The organism is Lentzea sp. NPDC058436 (assembly GCF_042721515.1).
Classification (GTDB): Bacteria; Actinomycetota; Actinomycetes; order Mycobacteriales; family Pseudonocardiaceae; genus Lentzea.
This window is the reverse complement of the sequence record NZ_JBHXLF010000022.1, coordinates 1-15561: the sequence shown is the minus strand read 5'-3', so window position 1 is coordinate 15561 and position 15561 is coordinate 1. Positions and strand designations below refer to the sequence as shown.

At 69.7% G+C, this 15561-nt stretch carries 14 protein-coding genes; 13 read left to right on the top strand and 1 reads right to left on the bottom strand.

The window, feature by feature from the left end:
• The first annotated feature begins 9 nt into the window (after positions 1 to 9).
• The gene (locus tag ACFWN2_RS39440; protein ID WP_382435675.1) at positions 10 to 1611 is read left to right on the top strand and encodes a substrate-binding domain-containing protein; all 1602 of its coding nucleotides are present in this window, start codon (positions 10 to 12) and stop codon (positions 1609 to 1611) included.
• A complete protein-coding gene (locus ACFWN2_RS39435) occupies positions 1598 to 2164 on the top strand; it encodes a hypothetical protein (protein WP_382435674.1) in 567 nt (188 codons plus the stop codon). Before ACFWN2_RS39440 ends, ACFWN2_RS39435 begins: the two co-directional genes overlap by 14 nt.
• On the opposite strand, the gene ACFWN2_RS39430 is transcribed toward ACFWN2_RS39435, so the two are convergent.
• Positions 2161 to 2997 carry an IclR family transcriptional regulator gene (locus ACFWN2_RS39430; RefSeq protein ID WP_382435673.1) on the bottom strand — a complete coding sequence of 279 codons (837 nt, stop codon included), beginning with the start codon at positions 2995 to 2997 and terminating at the stop codon, positions 2161 to 2163. The two genes, ACFWN2_RS39435 and ACFWN2_RS39430, sit on opposite strands and share 4 nt — an antisense overlap.
• 110 nt (positions 2998 to 3107) lie before the next feature.
• Between ACFWN2_RS39430 and ACFWN2_RS39425 the strand changes: the two genes are divergently transcribed.
• The 11 genes from ACFWN2_RS39425 (at position 3108) to ACFWN2_RS39375 (ending at position 15401) form a co-directional block, all read left to right on the top strand.
• Entirely contained in the window at positions 3108 to 3761 is a 654-nt protein-coding gene (locus ACFWN2_RS39425) for an ABC transporter permease (protein WP_382435672.1), read from the top strand.
• Positions 3754 to 4725 carry an ABC transporter ATP-binding protein gene (locus tag ACFWN2_RS39420; RefSeq protein ID WP_382435671.1) on the top strand — a complete coding sequence of 324 codons (972 nt, stop codon included), beginning with the start codon at positions 3754 to 3756 and terminating at the stop codon, positions 4723 to 4725. Before ACFWN2_RS39425 ends, ACFWN2_RS39420 begins: the two co-directional genes overlap by 8 nt.
• Positions 4722 to 5468 (top strand): ABC transporter permease, encoded by a 747-nt coding sequence (locus ACFWN2_RS39415; RefSeq protein WP_382435670.1) that lies wholly within the window; start codon positions 4722 to 4724, stop codon positions 5466 to 5468. Before ACFWN2_RS39420 ends, ACFWN2_RS39415 begins: the two co-directional genes overlap by 4 nt.
• 25 nt (positions 5469 to 5493) lie before the next feature.
• A complete protein-coding gene (locus ACFWN2_RS39410; protein ID WP_382435669.1) occupies positions 5494 to 6414 on the top strand; it encodes a glycine betaine ABC transporter substrate-binding protein in 921 nt (306 codons plus the stop codon).
• A complete protein-coding gene (gene fae / locus ACFWN2_RS39405) occupies positions 6414 to 6917 on the top strand; it encodes a formaldehyde-activating enzyme (protein WP_382435668.1) in 504 nt (167 codons plus the stop codon). Before ACFWN2_RS39410 ends, fae begins: the two co-directional genes overlap by 1 nt.
• A complete protein-coding gene (locus tag ACFWN2_RS39400) occupies positions 6914 to 7810 on the top strand; it encodes an NAD(P)-dependent oxidoreductase (protein ID WP_382435667.1) in 897 nt (298 codons plus the stop codon). Before fae ends, ACFWN2_RS39400 begins: the two co-directional genes overlap by 4 nt.
• An 11-nt stretch (positions 7811 to 7821) precedes the next feature.
• The gene (locus ACFWN2_RS39395) at positions 7822 to 9234 is read left to right on the top strand and encodes an NAD-dependent succinate-semialdehyde dehydrogenase (protein WP_382435666.1); all 1413 of its coding nucleotides are present in this window, start codon (positions 7822 to 7824) and stop codon (positions 9232 to 9234) included.
• Positions 9234 to 10001 carry an SDR family oxidoreductase gene (locus ACFWN2_RS39390; RefSeq protein WP_382435665.1) on the top strand — a complete coding sequence of 256 codons (768 nt, stop codon included), beginning with the start codon at positions 9234 to 9236 and terminating at the stop codon, positions 9999 to 10001. The genes ACFWN2_RS39395 and ACFWN2_RS39390 overlap by 1 nt, the downstream gene beginning before the upstream one ends.
• A gap of 22 nt (positions 10002 to 10023) precedes the next feature.
• On the top strand, positions 10024 to 11499 hold the full coding sequence (locus tag ACFWN2_RS39385; protein WP_382435664.1) for an FAD-binding oxidoreductase: 1476 nt from the start codon (positions 10024 to 10026) through the stop codon (positions 11497 to 11499).
• A complete protein-coding gene (locus ACFWN2_RS39380) occupies positions 11496 to 12869 on the top strand; it encodes an FGGY-family carbohydrate kinase (RefSeq protein ID WP_382435663.1) in 1374 nt (457 codons plus the stop codon). Before ACFWN2_RS39385 ends, ACFWN2_RS39380 begins: the two co-directional genes overlap by 4 nt.
• Before the next feature lie 87 nt (positions 12870 to 12956).
• Positions 12957 to 15401 (top strand): hypothetical protein, encoded by a 2445-nt coding sequence (locus ACFWN2_RS39375; RefSeq protein ID WP_382435662.1) that lies wholly within the window; start codon positions 12957 to 12959, stop codon positions 15399 to 15401.
• The last annotated feature ends 160 nt before the right edge of the window (positions 15402 to 15561 follow it).

Genomic DNA, 15561 nt, shown 5'->3' with positions numbered 1-15561 from the left:
GGAGCCCGCATGATCCGCCGCCTCCTCCCCGCGATCGCCGCACTGGCGCTCCTAGCGGGATGCTCCAACTCCCCAAACCCAGCCAAACCCGTGGGCGACCCCACCCCCGGCACCCTCCGCGTCCTGGCCGGCAGCGAACTGGCCGACCTCCAGCCGATCCTCGACGAAGCTGCCAAGGCCACCGGCATCAGCGTGAAGTTCAGCTTCACCGGCACCATCGAGGGCGCCGAGAAGGTCGCGAGCGGTGAGGCCGAACAGGGCTTCGACGCCGTCTGGTTCTCCTCCAACCGCTACCTCGAACTCGTGCCGGACGCCCAGAAGCGGCTCGGCACGCCCACCAAGGTGATGTCCTCCCCCGTCGTGCTCGGCCTGCCCGCCGCCAAGGTCAAGGAGCTCGGCTGGGACGGCAAACGCGTCGGCTGGGCGGAGATCGCGGCCGCGGCGGGTGAGCAGAAGTTCACCTACGGCATGACCGACCCGTCGGCGTCCAACTCCGGGTTCTCGGCGCTGGTCGGCGTCGCGGCCGCGCTGTCCGGTGAGGGTTCGGCGCTGGACGCCGGCCGCATCAACGCCGTCGCGCCGCAGCTCAAGCAGTTCTTCTCCGCCCAGAAGCTGTCGGCGGGCTCGTCCGGCTGGCTGACCGAGGCCTTCCAGCGCAGGGCGCGGGGTGAGGATCCCGGGGCCAAAGTGGACGGTCTGATCAACTACGAGTCGGTGCTGCTGTCCTCGCCCGACCCGCTGACGCTGGTCTACCCGAGCGACGGCGTCGTCACGGCGGACTACCCGCTGACGCTGCTCACATCAGCCAAACCAGAAGCCCGTGAGGCGCACCAGAAGCTGTCCGACCACCTGAAGACGCAGGACGTGCAGCGCAAGATCATGGAGACCACGCACCGCCGCCCCGCCGTGCCGCAGGTGCAGCTCGACGGCAAGTTCGCCACCAAGGACCTCGTCGAACTCCCTTTCCCCGGCAGCCAGTCCGCTGTGGACGGTCTGATCACCACGTACTTCGACCAGCTGCGCCGCCCGTCCCGCACGCTCTACGTGCTCGACACGTCCGGCTCGATGCAGGGCGACCGCATCGACGGCCTGCGCCAGGCGCTCACCGGGCTGACCGGGGCCGACGAGTCGCTCGCGGGGAAGTTCAGCCGGTTCCACGGCCGCGAGCAGGTCACGTTGCTGCCGTTCAGCAGCAGCGCGCGGCCGGCGCTGAAGTACGAGGTGCCGCAGGACGACCCGCGCCCGGTCCTCGACCAGATCCGCACCACCGCGACGGGCCTCGACGCGTCCGGCGGCACGGCGATCTACAGCAGCCTGCGCGGTGGCTACGACGTGCTGCGCCAGCAGATCGAGGCCGACCCCGACCGGTTCACGTCCATCGTGCTGATGACCGACGGTGAGAACACCGGTAGTGAGGACGTCCTGGACTTCCAGCTGTTCCACCAGTCCCTGCCGCAGAACCTCAAGGGCATCCCGATCTTCCCGGTGCTGTTCGGCGAGAGCGCGACCGCCGAGATGGAGCAGGTGGCGAAGATGAGCGGGGGCAAGGTGTTCGACGCCCGCAGCCGCTCGCTCTCGTCCGCCTTCAGGGAGATCCGTGGCTATCAGTAGATATCTGGCCTCCTGGAAGAACCTCGCCGGCTGCACGGGCGGGTTGATCGGCCTCGGCCTGCACTTCGCCGGACTCGCCGGCTCCTACTGGGTCGTGGTCGTCATCGGCCTCTACGGCGTCGGCGCCCTGATCGCCCCACCAGAGCGCATCACCCTGGTGACTGATCCGGAAGAGGAGGCCGGTGCGCTGCGGTCCGAACTGGACTCGCTGGTGCTCCGCGTCCACGGCCTGAGGGTGCCGGACGACGTCGCGCCGAAGATCGGGGAGATCGCCGAGGTCCTGCGCGGCATGCTCGACCGGCCGCGCGAGCTGCGCGCCGACCCGGACGCCCTGCACGCCGTGACCCGGCTCGTCGGCACCGACCTGCCGCTGTCCGTGCAGACCTACCTGAACCTGCCGTGGTGGTACGCCGCCGCACGCGGCTCGGGCACGGAACTGGTGCGGCAACTGGACTTGCTGCACGCCGACGCCGTGAGAACGGCCGAACGGTTCCACTCCGCCGACGCGCAACGCCAGGCCGACCACACCCGCTACCTGGAGGACCGCGACTAAGCGTGCCCCAGAGCGGCCGACAGGTCCCGCGCCGCCCCCGCCACGATCCGGCCCAGCTTGTCGAGCTGCGCCCCGATCCGTTCCTTCGGCGCCGACACGTTCAGCGCCGCCACCACCCGTGACGTGAAGTCGTACACCGGAGCCGAAGCCGCGACCACACCGCGCTCCAGCTCCTCGTCCGACGTGGCGTAGCCGCGATCGCGCACCCGGCGCAGCTCGGCGACCAGCGAGTCCAGGTCCGTGATCGAGTTGGGTCGCGGCGAGGGCTGGGCCAGCACGACGAACGTCGAGTCGGCCCGCTCCCCCGCCTCCAGCACGCCCTCGTCGTGGCCGTGCTCGGCGTACCAGACCGTCAACGACCCGGCGTCCCAGTCGCTCAGCAACGCCCGGCCGGACGGTGTCCGCCACGCCGCCGTCGTCACGCCCTCCCAGCCGGTGGTGTGGAAGCGGTTCGGGCTCAGCTCGCTCATCAGCGTCAGCACGTTCCCGCCGCGCAGCACGCACAGGTGCGCGGTCTCGCGCGTCACCTGCGCCAGGTGCTTGAGGTGCCCGCGCGCGTTCCACGCCAGCGCGCCCTCGGCCGTGCGGGCGGCCAGCGCGAACAACCGCGAGCCCAGCCGGTAGGCCTGCGTGTCCTGATCGCGGTCGACGAGCCCGCTCTCCGCCAGCGTCGCCAACGTCCGCGAGACGACCGTCTTGTCCCTGCCGACGAGGGTCGCGATCCGCACGACGCCGAGGCCGCCGGACTGCACCGCCTCCGGCCGGCCGAGCACCTCCAGCACCTCGATGTCGCGTGCCAGGCCTGCCGAGTTGCGTCGTGAAGATCCCTGCATGGCACCGCACCCTACGAGGGGCGTTGCCATATTGCCAACACGTGTTGTGCATAAGACCACGCCAAATCTACCGTTCCCGGCCATCGGCACCGACGCCGAAAGGAGGCCCCGTGTCCGGTTCTCTCGACGTGTTCCTGGCCCGCCGCTGGGAAGACCTCGTCACGCTGACGCTGCAACACCTCGCCGTGGTGGCCCTGAGCCTCGCCATCGCCACCGTCCTCGGCGTTATGCTCGGTTTGCTGGTGTGGGACAAGAACGTCCCGCGCTCGGCGGTGCTCACGGCCGCCGGCATCGCGATCACCATCCCGTCGCTGGCGCTGCTGGCACTGCTCAGCCCGTTGCTCGGCCTCGGGTGGGCGCCCACGGTGGTGTCGCTGGTCTTCTACTCGCTGCTGCCGATCGTGCGGAACACCGTGGTCGGCCTGCGCGAGGTGCCCGCGCACCTCGTCGAGTCGGCCCACGGCATGGGCATGACGCGCACCAGGACGCTGCTGAGCATCCAGCTCCCGCTCGCGTGGCCGGTCATCGTCACCGGCATCCGGGTCGCCGCGCAGCTCACCGTCGGCATCGCGGCGATCGCGGCCTACGTCGCCGGTCCCGGCCTCGGCTTCTACATCTTCAAGGGCCTGTCCTCGCTCGGCTCGGTCAACGCGCTCAACTTCGCGCTCACCGGCACGATCTGCGTCGTGCTGCTGGCCCTGCTGATCGACGGCGCCTTCGTCCTGATCGCCCGCTACAGCACTTCTAGGGGTCTTCGTGTCTGAGCCTGGAGTCGGCATCGAACTGAGCCACGTCACCAAGCGGTACGCGGGCCAGCAGCAGGCAGCGGTCGAGGACTTCTCGCTGAGCGTGAACCCCGGCGAGCTGGTCATGTTCGTCGGGCCGTCGGGCTGCGGCAAGACCACGACGATGAAGATGATCAACCGGATCATCGAGCCGTCCAGCGGGTCGATCACGATCGACGGCCAGGACGTGCTCTCGTTGGACCCCAACGAACTTCGCCGCCACATCGGCTACGTGATCCAGCAGATCGGCCTGTTCCCGCACATGACGATCGCGGAGAACATCGCCACCGTGCCGAAGCTCCTCGGCTGGCCGAAGGAACGCACGAGCGAGCGCGTCGACGAGCTGCTGCGGACCGTCCAGCTCGACCCCGGGACGTTCGCGCACCGCTACCCCAAGCAGCTCTCCGGCGGGCAGCAGCAACGCGTCGGTGTCGCGCGGGCCCTCGCCGCCGACCCGCCCGTGATGCTGATGGACGAGCCGTTCGGTGCCACCGACCCGATCACCCGGCAGAAGCTGCAGGCCGAGTTCCTCAAGCTGCAGGCCGACATCGGCAAGACGATCATCTTCGTGACGCACGACTTCGACGAGGCCGTCCGGCTCGGCGACCGGATCGTGGTGCTGAGCGAACGCAGCCGCATCGAGCAGTTCGACACGCCCGCGAACATCCTCGCCAACCCCGCCAACGACTACGTGTCGAGCTTCATCGGCCACGGCGCGGGCCTGATGCGCCTGGCGTTGATCCCGATCAGCGACGTCGAGCTGGACGCGCCGGACGCAACGGCCCCGGCCGTGGACGGTGACGCGTCGCTGCGGGACGCCCTGGACCTGTTGATGGTCACGGGAGCGGAGCGGGTCAACGTGTCGGGTGCGAACGGATCGCTGACGCACGCACGGATCTCGGCCGCGCTGGGCAAGGCCAGGCACCCGGTGGAGGCGTCATGACCGCCGCCACCGCACAACGTCCTCGTCTGTCGTTCAAGCGGTTCGGCACCCCGGTCGCGGTCGTGGGCGTGCTGGCCGTCCTGTTCGGCTGGCTCAGCACCCTCAGCCTCGACTCCATCGAGCAGCGCACCCTCAACACGAGCTACCTCCTCGACCGCACCCAGGAACACCTCGTCCTCACCGTCGTGTCGTCCGCGCTGGTCGCCCTCCTCGCCATCCCGGCGGGCATCGCCGCCTACCGCGTGCGCTCCAAGGCGGTCAGGGCGTTCGTCATCGGCCTGGGCAACATCGGCCAGGCGACCCCCGCGGTCGGTGTCGTGATCCTGCTGGCGATCGTGTGGCAGACGGGCTTCTACACCGCCCTGATCTCGCTGGTCGCGTACTGCTTCCTGCCCGTGCTGCGCAACACCCTGACCGGCCTCGAACAGGTCGACCACGCCACCCGCGAGGCCGCCAGGGGCATGGGCATGACCCCGCGCCAGGTCCTGTGGCGCATCGAGCTCCCGCTGGCCTCACCGGTGATCCTGGCCGGGCTGCGGACCGCTCTCGTGTTCTCCGTCGGTGTCGCGACCATCGCGACGTTCATCAACGCAGGCGGTCTCGGCGACATGATCGTCAACGGCCTGAAGCTCCAGCGCTACCCCGTGATCGTCGTCGGCGCCGTGCTCGTCGCCTCGATCGCCGTCCTCATCGACTGGGCCGCCGGTCTCGTCGAGGACCTCGTCCGCCCCCGCGGTCTCTAACACACCCTCCGCCAAAGGACCCTCCATGTACAAGCGCGCCCTCATCGGCGTGCTGGCCCTCGGGCTGGCCGCCTGTTCGAGCTCCCCCAACGCGAGCACCGAAGCGAAGACGAGCGATCTCGCGGGCCTGCAGGGCCAGATCGGCTCCAAGGACTTCGCCGAGCAGTACATCCTCGCTCACCTGACCACCAAGCTGCTCAACGCCCACGGCGCGACGCTGGAGGCCAACACCAAGCTGGTCGGCTCCGCGAACGTGCGGCAGGCGTTGGAGAACAAGCAGTTCCTGGGCTACTGGGAGTACACCGGCACGTCCTGGATCACCTACAACAAGCAGACCACGCCGATGAAGACCGAGCAGGAGCAGTTCGACGCGGTGAAGAAGGCCGACGAGGCCAAGAACATCGCGTGGGTCTCGCCCGCGCCGTTCAACAACACCTACACCTTCGCGATCCGCAACGAGAAGGCGGAGGAGCTGGGCGTCTCCAAGATGAGCGACATCGCCAAGCTGCCCGCGAACGAGCGGACGTTCTGCATCGAGAGCGAGTTCTCGACGCGTGATGACGGCTGGCCCGGCGTCTCGAAGACCTACGCCTTCGACGCGCCCAAGGACAACGTGAAGCTGCTCGACACCGGCGTCATCTACACCGCCACCAAGGACGGCAAGGACTGCAACTTCGGCGAGGTGTTCGCGACCGACGGCCGCATCGCCGCGCTCGGGCTGACCGTGCTGCAGGACGACAAGACGTTCTTCCCGATCTACCAGGGCGGGTTCACGCTGCAGGCCGACGTGCTCAAGAGCCACCCGAAGATCGCGGACGTGCTCAAGCCCATGGCGGACAAGCTGACCACCGAGGAGATGCAGAAGCTCAACGCCAAGGTCGACGTCGACGGTGACGAGCCGGACGAGGTCGCGCAGGAGTGGCTGACCGCGCAGGGGCTGATCTGATGCAGATCGGGGAGAGCTTCGTCGGGGAGGGCGTCAACGCCGCCCACATCAACACCGTGCTCGGCCACCGCGACGGACCGGCCGGCACCGCGTGGGCAACGGCTCTGGCCACGCCTTCAGCAGGACACGTCCCGTTCGTCGCCGTGCTGCGGCCCTCGTTGCCGGTCAAGCCGATGACGTTGTTCGTGACCAAGGCGGCGCCCGCGAACGACGACCACGGGCTGCTGATCTGGGGACCCGCCCAGGCCGGTGTCGCCGCCGGTGTCGCCGACGCGGTAACCGACGGCAGCATCCCGGAGCCGGACACCTCGACGCACGTGCTGATCGCGGCGGTCTGGGTCAACCCCGGCGCCGACGACGCGGACACCGTCTACCGCAACAACCGGGAGGCCACGCGCACGGCGTTGGCCAACGGCGCCAAGGACCTGCCGGCCATCGCGGACGTGCTGGCCGCGAAGGACACGCCGAGCAACCCCTTCTACACGCCCGAGGAGAGAGCGTGAGCAGTCCCACCGTCGGTTTCATCGGGCTCGGCAGCATGGGTTCGGGCATGACCCGCAACCTGCAGAAGGCCGGCTTCTCCCTGGTGGTCAACGACATCCGCCGCGAAGCCGCCGACGAACTGGTCGACGGCGGGGCGCGCTGGGCGGACACGCCCGCCGAGGTCGCCGCCGACAGCGACCTCGTGATCACCATGCTGCCCACGCCCAAGCACGTCCACGAGGTCATGAACGGCCAGGCCGGCGTCCTCGCCGGGATGGTCCCGTCCGGCACGTGGATCGACATGTCCACCTCGGTGCCCGAGGTGGCCGACGAGGTCCGCAAGAAGAACCCAGGCTTGCACGTGCTGGACGCGCCGGTCAGCGGCATGTCCGTCGGCGCCGCGAACGGCACGTTGCAGATCTTCGTCGGCGGTGACCTCGATGACGTGAACCGGCTGCGGCCGGTGTTTGACGCCATGGGCGAGCGGGAACGCATCCTGCACGTCGGCGGGCACGGTGCGGGCTACACCGTCAAGCTGATGCTGAACCAACTGTGGTTCTCGCACCTGGTCGCCACGGCCGAGGTGCTGGCGATCGGCGTCAAGGCGGGTGTGGACCTGGGTGTGCTGCGCAACGCGCTGGTCAACAGTCCTGCCCAGAGCAACTTCGTCGAACGCGACGTGCTGTCCATCCTGGACCACGGCGACTACGACGAGGGCTTCGCGATCGCGCTGGCCTGCAAGGACCTCGGTCTGTCGACCGACCTCGCCGCGTCCGTCGGGGTGCCGGCCGAGCTGTCCGCGCTGGTCGAGCAGATCTTCCGCCGCGCCCGCGCCTCGTACGGCGACAGGGCCGGCGAGATGACCCCGGTGAAGCTCTACGAGGACCTCATCGGGGTCGACCTGAGGCTGTGAGGGGACACGCCATGCTCACGAAGTTGTACATCGACGGCAAGTGGCTCGACTCGGGCGACGGCCGCACGTTCGAGGTGCTCGATCCGTCCACAGAGGAGGTTCTGGCCTCGGTCGCCGAGGCCACGCCCCAGGACGGCCTGAAGGCGCTGGACGCCGCCGTCGCCGCCCAGCCCGCGTGGGGCAAGACCGCACCTCGTGTGCGGGCCGAGATCCTGCGCAGGGCGTTCGAACTGGTGACCGAGCGGACCGAGGAGTTCGCCAGGCTCATCACCTCGGAGATGGGCAAGCCGCTCGCCGAGTCGCGGGCCGAGGTCGCGTACGGCGCGGAGTTCTTGCGGTGGTTCTCGGAGGAGGCGCCGCGGATCTCCGGCCGGTTCACGACAGCGCCGGACGGCAAGAACCGCCTGGTCACGGTCAAGCGACCGGTCGGGCCGTGCCTGTTCGTCACGCCGTGGAACTTCCCGCTGGCCATGGCCACGCGCAAGATCGCCCCGGCGATCGCGGCCGGCTGCACGATGGTGCTCAAGCCCGCCGAGCTCACGCCGCTGACCGCGTTGCTGCTCGCCGAGGTGCTCACCGAGGCCGGGCTTCCGGCGGGGGTGCTCAACGTGGTCACGACGACGGATCCGGGCGCGGTCACCGGCCCGTTGATCACCGACCCGCGGCTGCGCAAGCTGTCGTTCACCGGGTCGACGGCGGTGGGCAGGAAGCTCATCGCGCAGTCCGCCGACCAGGTGCTGCGCGTGTCGATGGAGCTGGGCGGCAACGCGCCGTTCCTCGTCTTCGAGGACGCCGACGTCGACGCTGCCGCGGACGGCGCCGTGCTCGCCAAGCTGCGCAACGGCGGCGAGGCGTGCGTGGCGGCGAACCGGTTCCTCGTGCACTCGTCCGTCGCCGAGGAGTTCACGGCGAAGCTGGCCGAACGCATGAAGAACTACCCGCTCGGCCCGCTGGTCGACGCCAGGACGAGGGCGAAGGTCACCGAACTGGTCGACGACGCGCTGGACCGCGGCGCCGAGCTGGCCCTGGGCGGTGCCGCGTTGGAGGGCAAGGGTTTCTTCTTCGAGGCGACCGTGCTCACCGGCGTCTCCGCCGACGCCCGGTTGCTGCGGGAGGAGATCTTCGGTCCGGTCGCGCCGGTCGTCACGTTCGAGACCGAGGAGGAGGCCGTCCGGCTGGCCAACGCCACCGAGTACGGGCTGGTCTGCTTCGCCTACACCCGTGACCTCAACCGTGGTCTGCGGCTCGCGGAGTCGCTCGAAACCGGGATGCTCGGCCTCAACACGGGCATCGTGTCGAACCCCGCCGCGCCGTTCGGCGGCGTCAAGCACTCGGGCATCGGCCGCGAAGGCGGTGCCGAGGGCATCGAGGAATACCTCGAAACCACGTATGTGGCCGTATCCGACCCGTTCGGGAGCGTGTGATGGACTTCGGGTTGGACCTCTTCTCCCTCAAGGGGAAGAACGCGATCGTCACCGGCGGCAACACAGGGCTGGGCCAGGCGTTCGCGCTCGGCCTGGCCGCCGCCGGGGCGGACGTGTTCGTGCCGAGCCTCGTCTACGACGACGGCGAGACGCAGAAGCTCGTGGAGGCGCAGGGCCAGCGGTTCGCCGGGATGACCGCCGACATCACGGCACCCGGCGCGTGCGCGTCCGTTGTGGACACCTGCTTCGAGCAGCTCGGATCCGTGGACATCGTCGTCAACTCGGCCGGCATCAGCCTGCTCGACGACGTGGAGAACTTCGACCGCGCCAAGTGGGACCCGATGATCGCGGTCAACCTGACCGCGGCCTTCGAGCTCGCCCACGAGGCGACCAGGTACATGATCCCGCAGCGGTCCGGGAAGATCGTCAACATCGCGTCGCTGTTCTCGTTCCTGGGCGGCCGCCAGTCCCCCGCGTACGCCGCGACCAAGCACGGCATCGCCGGGTTCACCAAGGCGTACTGCGACGAGCTGGCGCAGCACAACATCCAGGTCAACGCGCTGGCACCGGGCTACTTCGCCACGAAGATCACCGAGGCGACCCGGTCCGACCCCGAGACCAACCAGCGCGTGATCGACCACATCCCGGCCGGTCGCTGGGGCGACCCGAGCGACCTCATGGGCGCGCTGGTGTTCCTGGCGTGCCGCGCCTCCGACTACGTCAACGGCCACACGCTGGTGGTCGACGGCGGCTACCTCGTTCGCTGACTCTCTTCTTGAAGGCAGAGCCATGTTTCCTGCACCGCCGCCCGCCGTTCCCTCCGCTTCCGACCTGAGCCGTGACGCGATCGTCGCCGGACTCACCGAACTGCTCGGTTCCGCGAAGGTCTCCACCGACGAGCACGAACTCCGCGACGCCAGCGTCGACAGGTTCCGCAAGTACACCTCCGTGCACGGCATCTTCACCGGCCCGATCCCGGCCGCGATCGTCACACCGGGGTCCACCGAGGAGGTCTCGAAGGTCCTGGCGTTCGCCAACGAGCACCGGATCAACGTCGTCCCGCGCACCGGCCGCACCGCGACCGAGGGCGGTCTGGAGACGCTGGTGGAGAACACCGTCGTGCTCGACGGCTCCACAATGGACGCCATCGTCCGCATCGACCCGGTCAACATGATGGTCACCGCGCAGTGCGGCGTTCCGTTGCAGCAACTGGAAGACGCGTTGCGCGAACGGGGCCTCACGACCGGACACTCACCGCAGTCCAAGCCCCTCGCGCAGATGGGTGGCCTGGTCGCGACGAGGTCGATCGGCCAGTTCTCCACGCTGTACGGCGGTATCGAGGACATGGTCGTGGGCCTGGAGGCGGTCTTCCCGGACGGCACGGTCAGCCGGATCAAGAACGTCCCGCGCCGCGCGGCCGGTCCGGACATCCGGCACGTCGTGATCGGCAACGAGGGCGCGCTGTGCGTGATCACCGAGGTCACGGTCAAGCTGTTCAAGTACCAGCCGGAGCACAACCACTACTTCGGCTTCCTCACCGACGACTTCGGCGACGCCGTCGAGCGGTTGCGCACGTTGATCACCGACGGCTACCGGCCGTCCGTCTGCCGCGTCTACTCCCCCGAGGACGCGAACCAGCACTTCAGCCACTTCTCGGACGACAAGAACGTGGTCGTGCTCGTCGCGGAGGGCCCGGAGGGCATAACGCGGGCCACCGCCGAGGCCATCGAGAAGACGTTCGCGGGCACGGAGGCCGTGGACCCGAAGCTGATCGTCGAGTGGTTCGACAACCTCAACTGGGGCCAGGACAAGATCGACGCCGAGAAGCGCGCGATGCTGGAGACCCAGCACCTCGGTTACACCACAGAAGTCTCGGTCGACTGGTCGAACGTCACGCCGCTGTACGACGCGATCATGAACCGGGTGCGCACCGAGTTCCCGCGCTTCGCCGACCTCACGATGCTGGGCGCGCACTCGTCGCACAGCTACCAGACCGGCACGAACCTGTACTTCGTCTACGACTACGACATCACCTGCGAGCCGGAGCAGGAGATCACCGAGTACCACATCCCGCTCAACGCGATCATCGTCGAGGAAGCGTTGCGGCTGGGCGGTTCCATGGTGCACCACCACGGCATCGGCAAGTACCGCACGCCGTGGACGCGCGACGAGCACGGCAGCGCCTACCAGATCCTGGAGGTCCTCAAGCGCGGCTTCGACCCCAACGGGATCATGAACGCCGGCACGATCTTCCCGGTGTCATGAGCTACCTGATCGCGATCGACAACGGCTCGCAGAGCACGAAGGTGTCGATCGTCGACGAGGTCGGCCGGGTGCACGCCTCGGCCCAGCGCCCGCTGCGGCCGTACGCGCACCCGGAACCCGGCCAGGTCGTGCACCCCGGCGACGACGTGTGGGACTCGATCGCCGAGGCCTGCACCGAGGCGATGCAGCGGTTCACCGGCGCACCGGGCGAGATCGCGGGCGTCGGCCTGTGCACGATCCGGTTCTGCCGGGCTTTGATGGACGGGAACGGGCTCGCGGAACCGCTGCTGAGCTGGATGGACGACAGGCTCGCGCGGCCGCAGTGGAACGACCCGGCGATCCGGTACGTCACGACCTCCTCGGGGTACGTGACGCTCCGGCTCACCGGCGAGCGGCGGGACACGGCCGGCAACTACGAGGGCATGTGGCCGATCGACCACGAGACCTGGCGCTGGCCGGACTCATCACCGTCCTATGCGGACACCGGGATGCGGCGCGAGCAGCTGTTCGACCTCGTCGACCCCGGCGAGCTGCTCGGGAACGTCACGGACGAGGCCTCGGAGGCGACCGGTCTGCCCGCCGGACTGCCGGTGTACGCGACGTCGAACGACAAGGCCGTCGAGGCGCTCGGCAGCGGTCTGGGCGACGAGCTGCTGGTGTCGCTCGGCACCTACATCGCCGCGATGACCACCGGAGACCGGCACACCGTCGACCCCGAGGGCCGGTTCTGGTCGAACTTCGGCTCGGTGCCCGGCAGGTACCTGTACGAGAGCAACGGGATCCGGCGCGGGATGTGGACGGTCAGCTGGTACCGCCAGCTGGTCGACTCCGACCTCGGCGAGCTCGAAGCCGGTGCGGCGGCCGTCGAACCGGGCTGCGGCGGGCTCCTGACCGTGCTCGACTGGCTGGCACCGGGCGACCACCCGTACCGGCGCGGCGCGTTGCTCGGGTTCGACGGCACGCAGGGCCGCTACCACGTGTACCGGTCGATCCTCGAAGGCATCGCGCTGACCATGCGCCGCCACAGCGAGTCGATGGCTGACGCTCTCGGCCGCGAGTTCCCCGAGCTGATCGTGTCCGGCGGCGGTTCGAGGTCCGACCTGATGATGCAGATCTTCGCCGACGTGTTCGGACGCCCCGTGCGGCGGACGCGGATGAGCGACGCCGCGGGCCTGGGCGCCGCGATCTGCGCGGCGGTCGGCAGTGGCGTGCACCCGGACTGGGACAGCGCGGTCAAGGCGATGGTCACCACGGCCGACGTCTTCACGCCCTCCCCCGCCGCCGAGGTGTACGCGCGGCTCGCCGGCGACCACGCCCGCGTCACGGACTTCACCGACCCGTTGTTCGCCTCGCTGAACCTTCGCCCCTAAATGCGTGTCGACCGCGTATGTGTCGGTCAGCGCTCTCCGCTAGGTTTCCCCGGTCCTGGCTGAAGAAGTGCATTCGAGGGTGAAGCTGTGCTGGTGCCGGAGTCGGCGTTCGAGCGGGCGAAACTGGGGTCCGGGCAGTTCTTCGCGGTCACCAGGCCGCCAGGTGCCGAACGGACGCGGCACCTGGTCCGCGCGACGGAACTGGCCCGTGCGCACGGGTTCGCCGTCACCTGGGTCGGCTGCCGCGCGGACGCGCCCGCGTTCTGGCCGTGGCACGCGGTGCTCGCCGGGCTGGGTGCCGACGCGTCGGTGCTCGACGGCGAACCGGGGCAGGTCGTCGAGCCGCCGTCACGCGCACCTGCGTCGCTCGTGGTCGAGCCGTCGGCCCGCACACACGCGTCGATCGTGATCGAGTCGCTGGCCGGTACGCCCGCGTCGGGTGTGATCGAGGCGGCGCCCGAGTCGCCCGCGTCGCTCGTCATCGAAGCGCCAACCGACTCGCCCGCGTCGCTCGCGGTCGAGGCACCGGCCGGGACGCCAGCGTCGGTCGTCATCGACGCGCTGGCCGGGACCCCCGCGCTGATCGTCATCGACGACGTCGACCTGGCGGGCGAGGACGCGGCCCGGCTAACGCGGTTCGTGGCACGCAGCGTCCACGCCCTCCCCGTCGTCATCGTTGTCACCTCCGACGCACCCTTCAACGAGACGGACCGTCTCGTCTCGTTGGCAGCAGAACGAGACGAGACGGTCCGTCTCGTTGAGCGGGCGCACACCGCGCTGACCGAGGGCCGGATCACCGAGGCTCGCGACCTACTCGACCAGGCGGCCCGCGACGGCGACCCCGAGGCGGCGCTGGGCCTGCCCGGCATGTGGGTCAACAAGTTCCGCGCCAGAGCCGACCGCGCCCTCGCGATCGCCCGCCTGCGCGAAGCCCTCGCCGCCCACCCGCCGGAACCGTTGCGCACCAGGCTGATCACCAGACTCGCCGCCGAGCACGCCTACGACCGGCGCGAGACCGAACCCGTGCGGGAGGCGTTGCAGCAGGCCAGGAGCACCGGCGACCCGCTGGCGCTGGCCGAGGCGCTCTCGTTGGCCCACCACGCGTTGTGGTCACCGGAGCACAACGCCCTCCGGCTCGCGCTGGCCGACGAGCTCGTCTCCGTCGCGTCGGCCGCGAGGCTGGAGCTGCTGGCGCTCAGCGGTCTGTGCCGACGCACGATGGACCTGTTCTGCCTGGGCGACCCGCACGCGGAACGGTCGCAGGCCGAGCTGGCGAGACGGGCCGCGCACCACCCCGGCCTGCTGTTCTTCCACGCCGCCATGGACGTGATGCGCACGATCCGCGCCGGACGGTTCGCCGAGGCCGAGCGGAAGTCGTTGGAATGCCTGCGGATCGGTCTCGAAGTCGGTGACGTGGACGCGGAGACGTTCCACAGCACGCACCTGTTCGCGATCCACTGGTTGCAGGGCCGCGGCGGCGAGCTGGTCGACCTCGCCGAGCAGGTCACGCACTCCCCCACGTTGCCGGACCTGGAGTTCAGCTTCGAGGCGGCGCTCGCGTTGCTGGCTCTCGAAGCGGGGCAACGGGATCGCGCGCGGTCGGCGTTGCATCGGCTGACGATCAACGGACTCAGCGCGGTTCCGCTGTCCAGCACGTGGATCACGTGCATGTTCTGCGTCGTGCACGTGGCGGCGGCGCTGGGTGAGGCGGAGATCGCGCGCGAGGCGTACCGGCTGCTCGAACCGTTCGCTGACCTGCCCGTGGTGCCCGCGACGGCGATCGTGTGCTTCGGTTCGACCGAGCTGCTGATGGGCATCGCCGCGACGACGTTCGGCGAGCCCGCGCTCGCCACGGGGCACCTGGAACGCGCCGTCACCACCAACATCCGGCTGGGCAACCTGCCGATGACCGCCTACGCCCGCGCCACGCTCGCCCACCTCGCCGGCGGAGAGCGGGGCCGGGAGCTGTTCGACGTCGCCATCCGCGACGCCAACGCGATCGGCATGACCACCCGCGCCGCGGCGTGGACGCGCGAACGGGACGGGCTGGCCGGCCGGATCGTGATCCGCAAGGAGAACGTGTGGTGGGTGGTGTCCCACCGCGGCAAGGAGATCCGCGTCGAGGACCTGGTCGGCATGCGGTACCTCGCGCGGCTCGTGGCCGATCCCGGCACCGAGATCGCGGCGCTGGAGCTCGTCGGCGGTGAGGACAGCGGCAACCAGCCGTTGCTGGACCCGGTGGCCCGCGCCGCCTACCTCACCCGCATCCGCGACCTGCGCGCCCAGCTCGACGACGACCCGACGCCGCAGGTGGAGGACGAGCTGGAGGCGTTGCTCAGCCATCTCGAACGCGAGACCGGCATGGGTGGTCGCGGCCGGAACTTCGCGGGCCCTGCCGAACGCGCCAGAACGGCGGTGCGCAAGGCGATCCGGCGCGCCATCGACGCCATCGCGACGACCGAGCAGTCCACGGCGGACGCGTTGCGCGACGCCGTGACGACCGGCTACCGGTGTTCGTACAAGCCCGGCTGATCTTGACCACCGCCTGACCACCGCCGTCCGGCACGATCGGCTCGGAGCGCGGCTCGCACCCCCCCCGGGGGGCCGCCCGCCCCCCCAGGCCCGGGGCCCGGGGGGGGGGGACCCGCCCCCAGCTGGAGGGGGGTTGGGAGCCCCCCCCGCACGAGGCCCA

Excerpts from the sequence above, each read along its gene's own strand:
- ACFWN2_RS39415 (WP_382435670.1), top strand. The coding sequence starts at position 4,722 with ATGACCGCCGCCACCGCACAACGTCCTCGTCTGTCGTTCAAGCGGTTC.
- ACFWN2_RS39430 (WP_382435673.1), bottom strand. The coding sequence starts at position 2,997 with ATGCAGGGATCTTCACGACGCAACTCGGCAGGCCTGGCACGCGACATC.
- ACFWN2_RS39395 (WP_382435666.1), top strand. The coding sequence starts at position 7,822 with ATGCTCACGAAGTTGTACATCGACGGCAAGTGGCTCGACTCGGGCGAC.
- ACFWN2_RS39440 (WP_382435675.1), top strand. The coding sequence starts at position 10 with ATGATCCGCCGCCTCCTCCCCGCGATCGCCGCACTGGCGCTCCTAGCG.
- fae (WP_382435668.1), top strand. The coding sequence starts at position 6,414 with ATGCAGATCGGGGAGAGCTTCGTCGGGGAGGGCGTCAACGCCGCCCAC.
- ACFWN2_RS39390 (WP_382435665.1), top strand. The coding sequence starts at position 9,234 with ATGGACTTCGGGTTGGACCTCTTCTCCCTCAAGGGGAAGAACGCGATC.
- ACFWN2_RS39385 (WP_382435664.1), top strand. The coding sequence starts at position 10,024 with ATGTTTCCTGCACCGCCGCCCGCCGTTCCCTCCGCTTCCGACCTGAGC.
- ACFWN2_RS39380 (WP_382435663.1), top strand. The coding sequence starts at position 11,496 with ATGAGCTACCTGATCGCGATCGACAACGGCTCGCAGAGCACGAAGGTG.
- ACFWN2_RS39410 (WP_382435669.1), top strand. The coding sequence starts at position 5,494 with ATGTACAAGCGCGCCCTCATCGGCGTGCTGGCCCTCGGGCTGGCCGCC.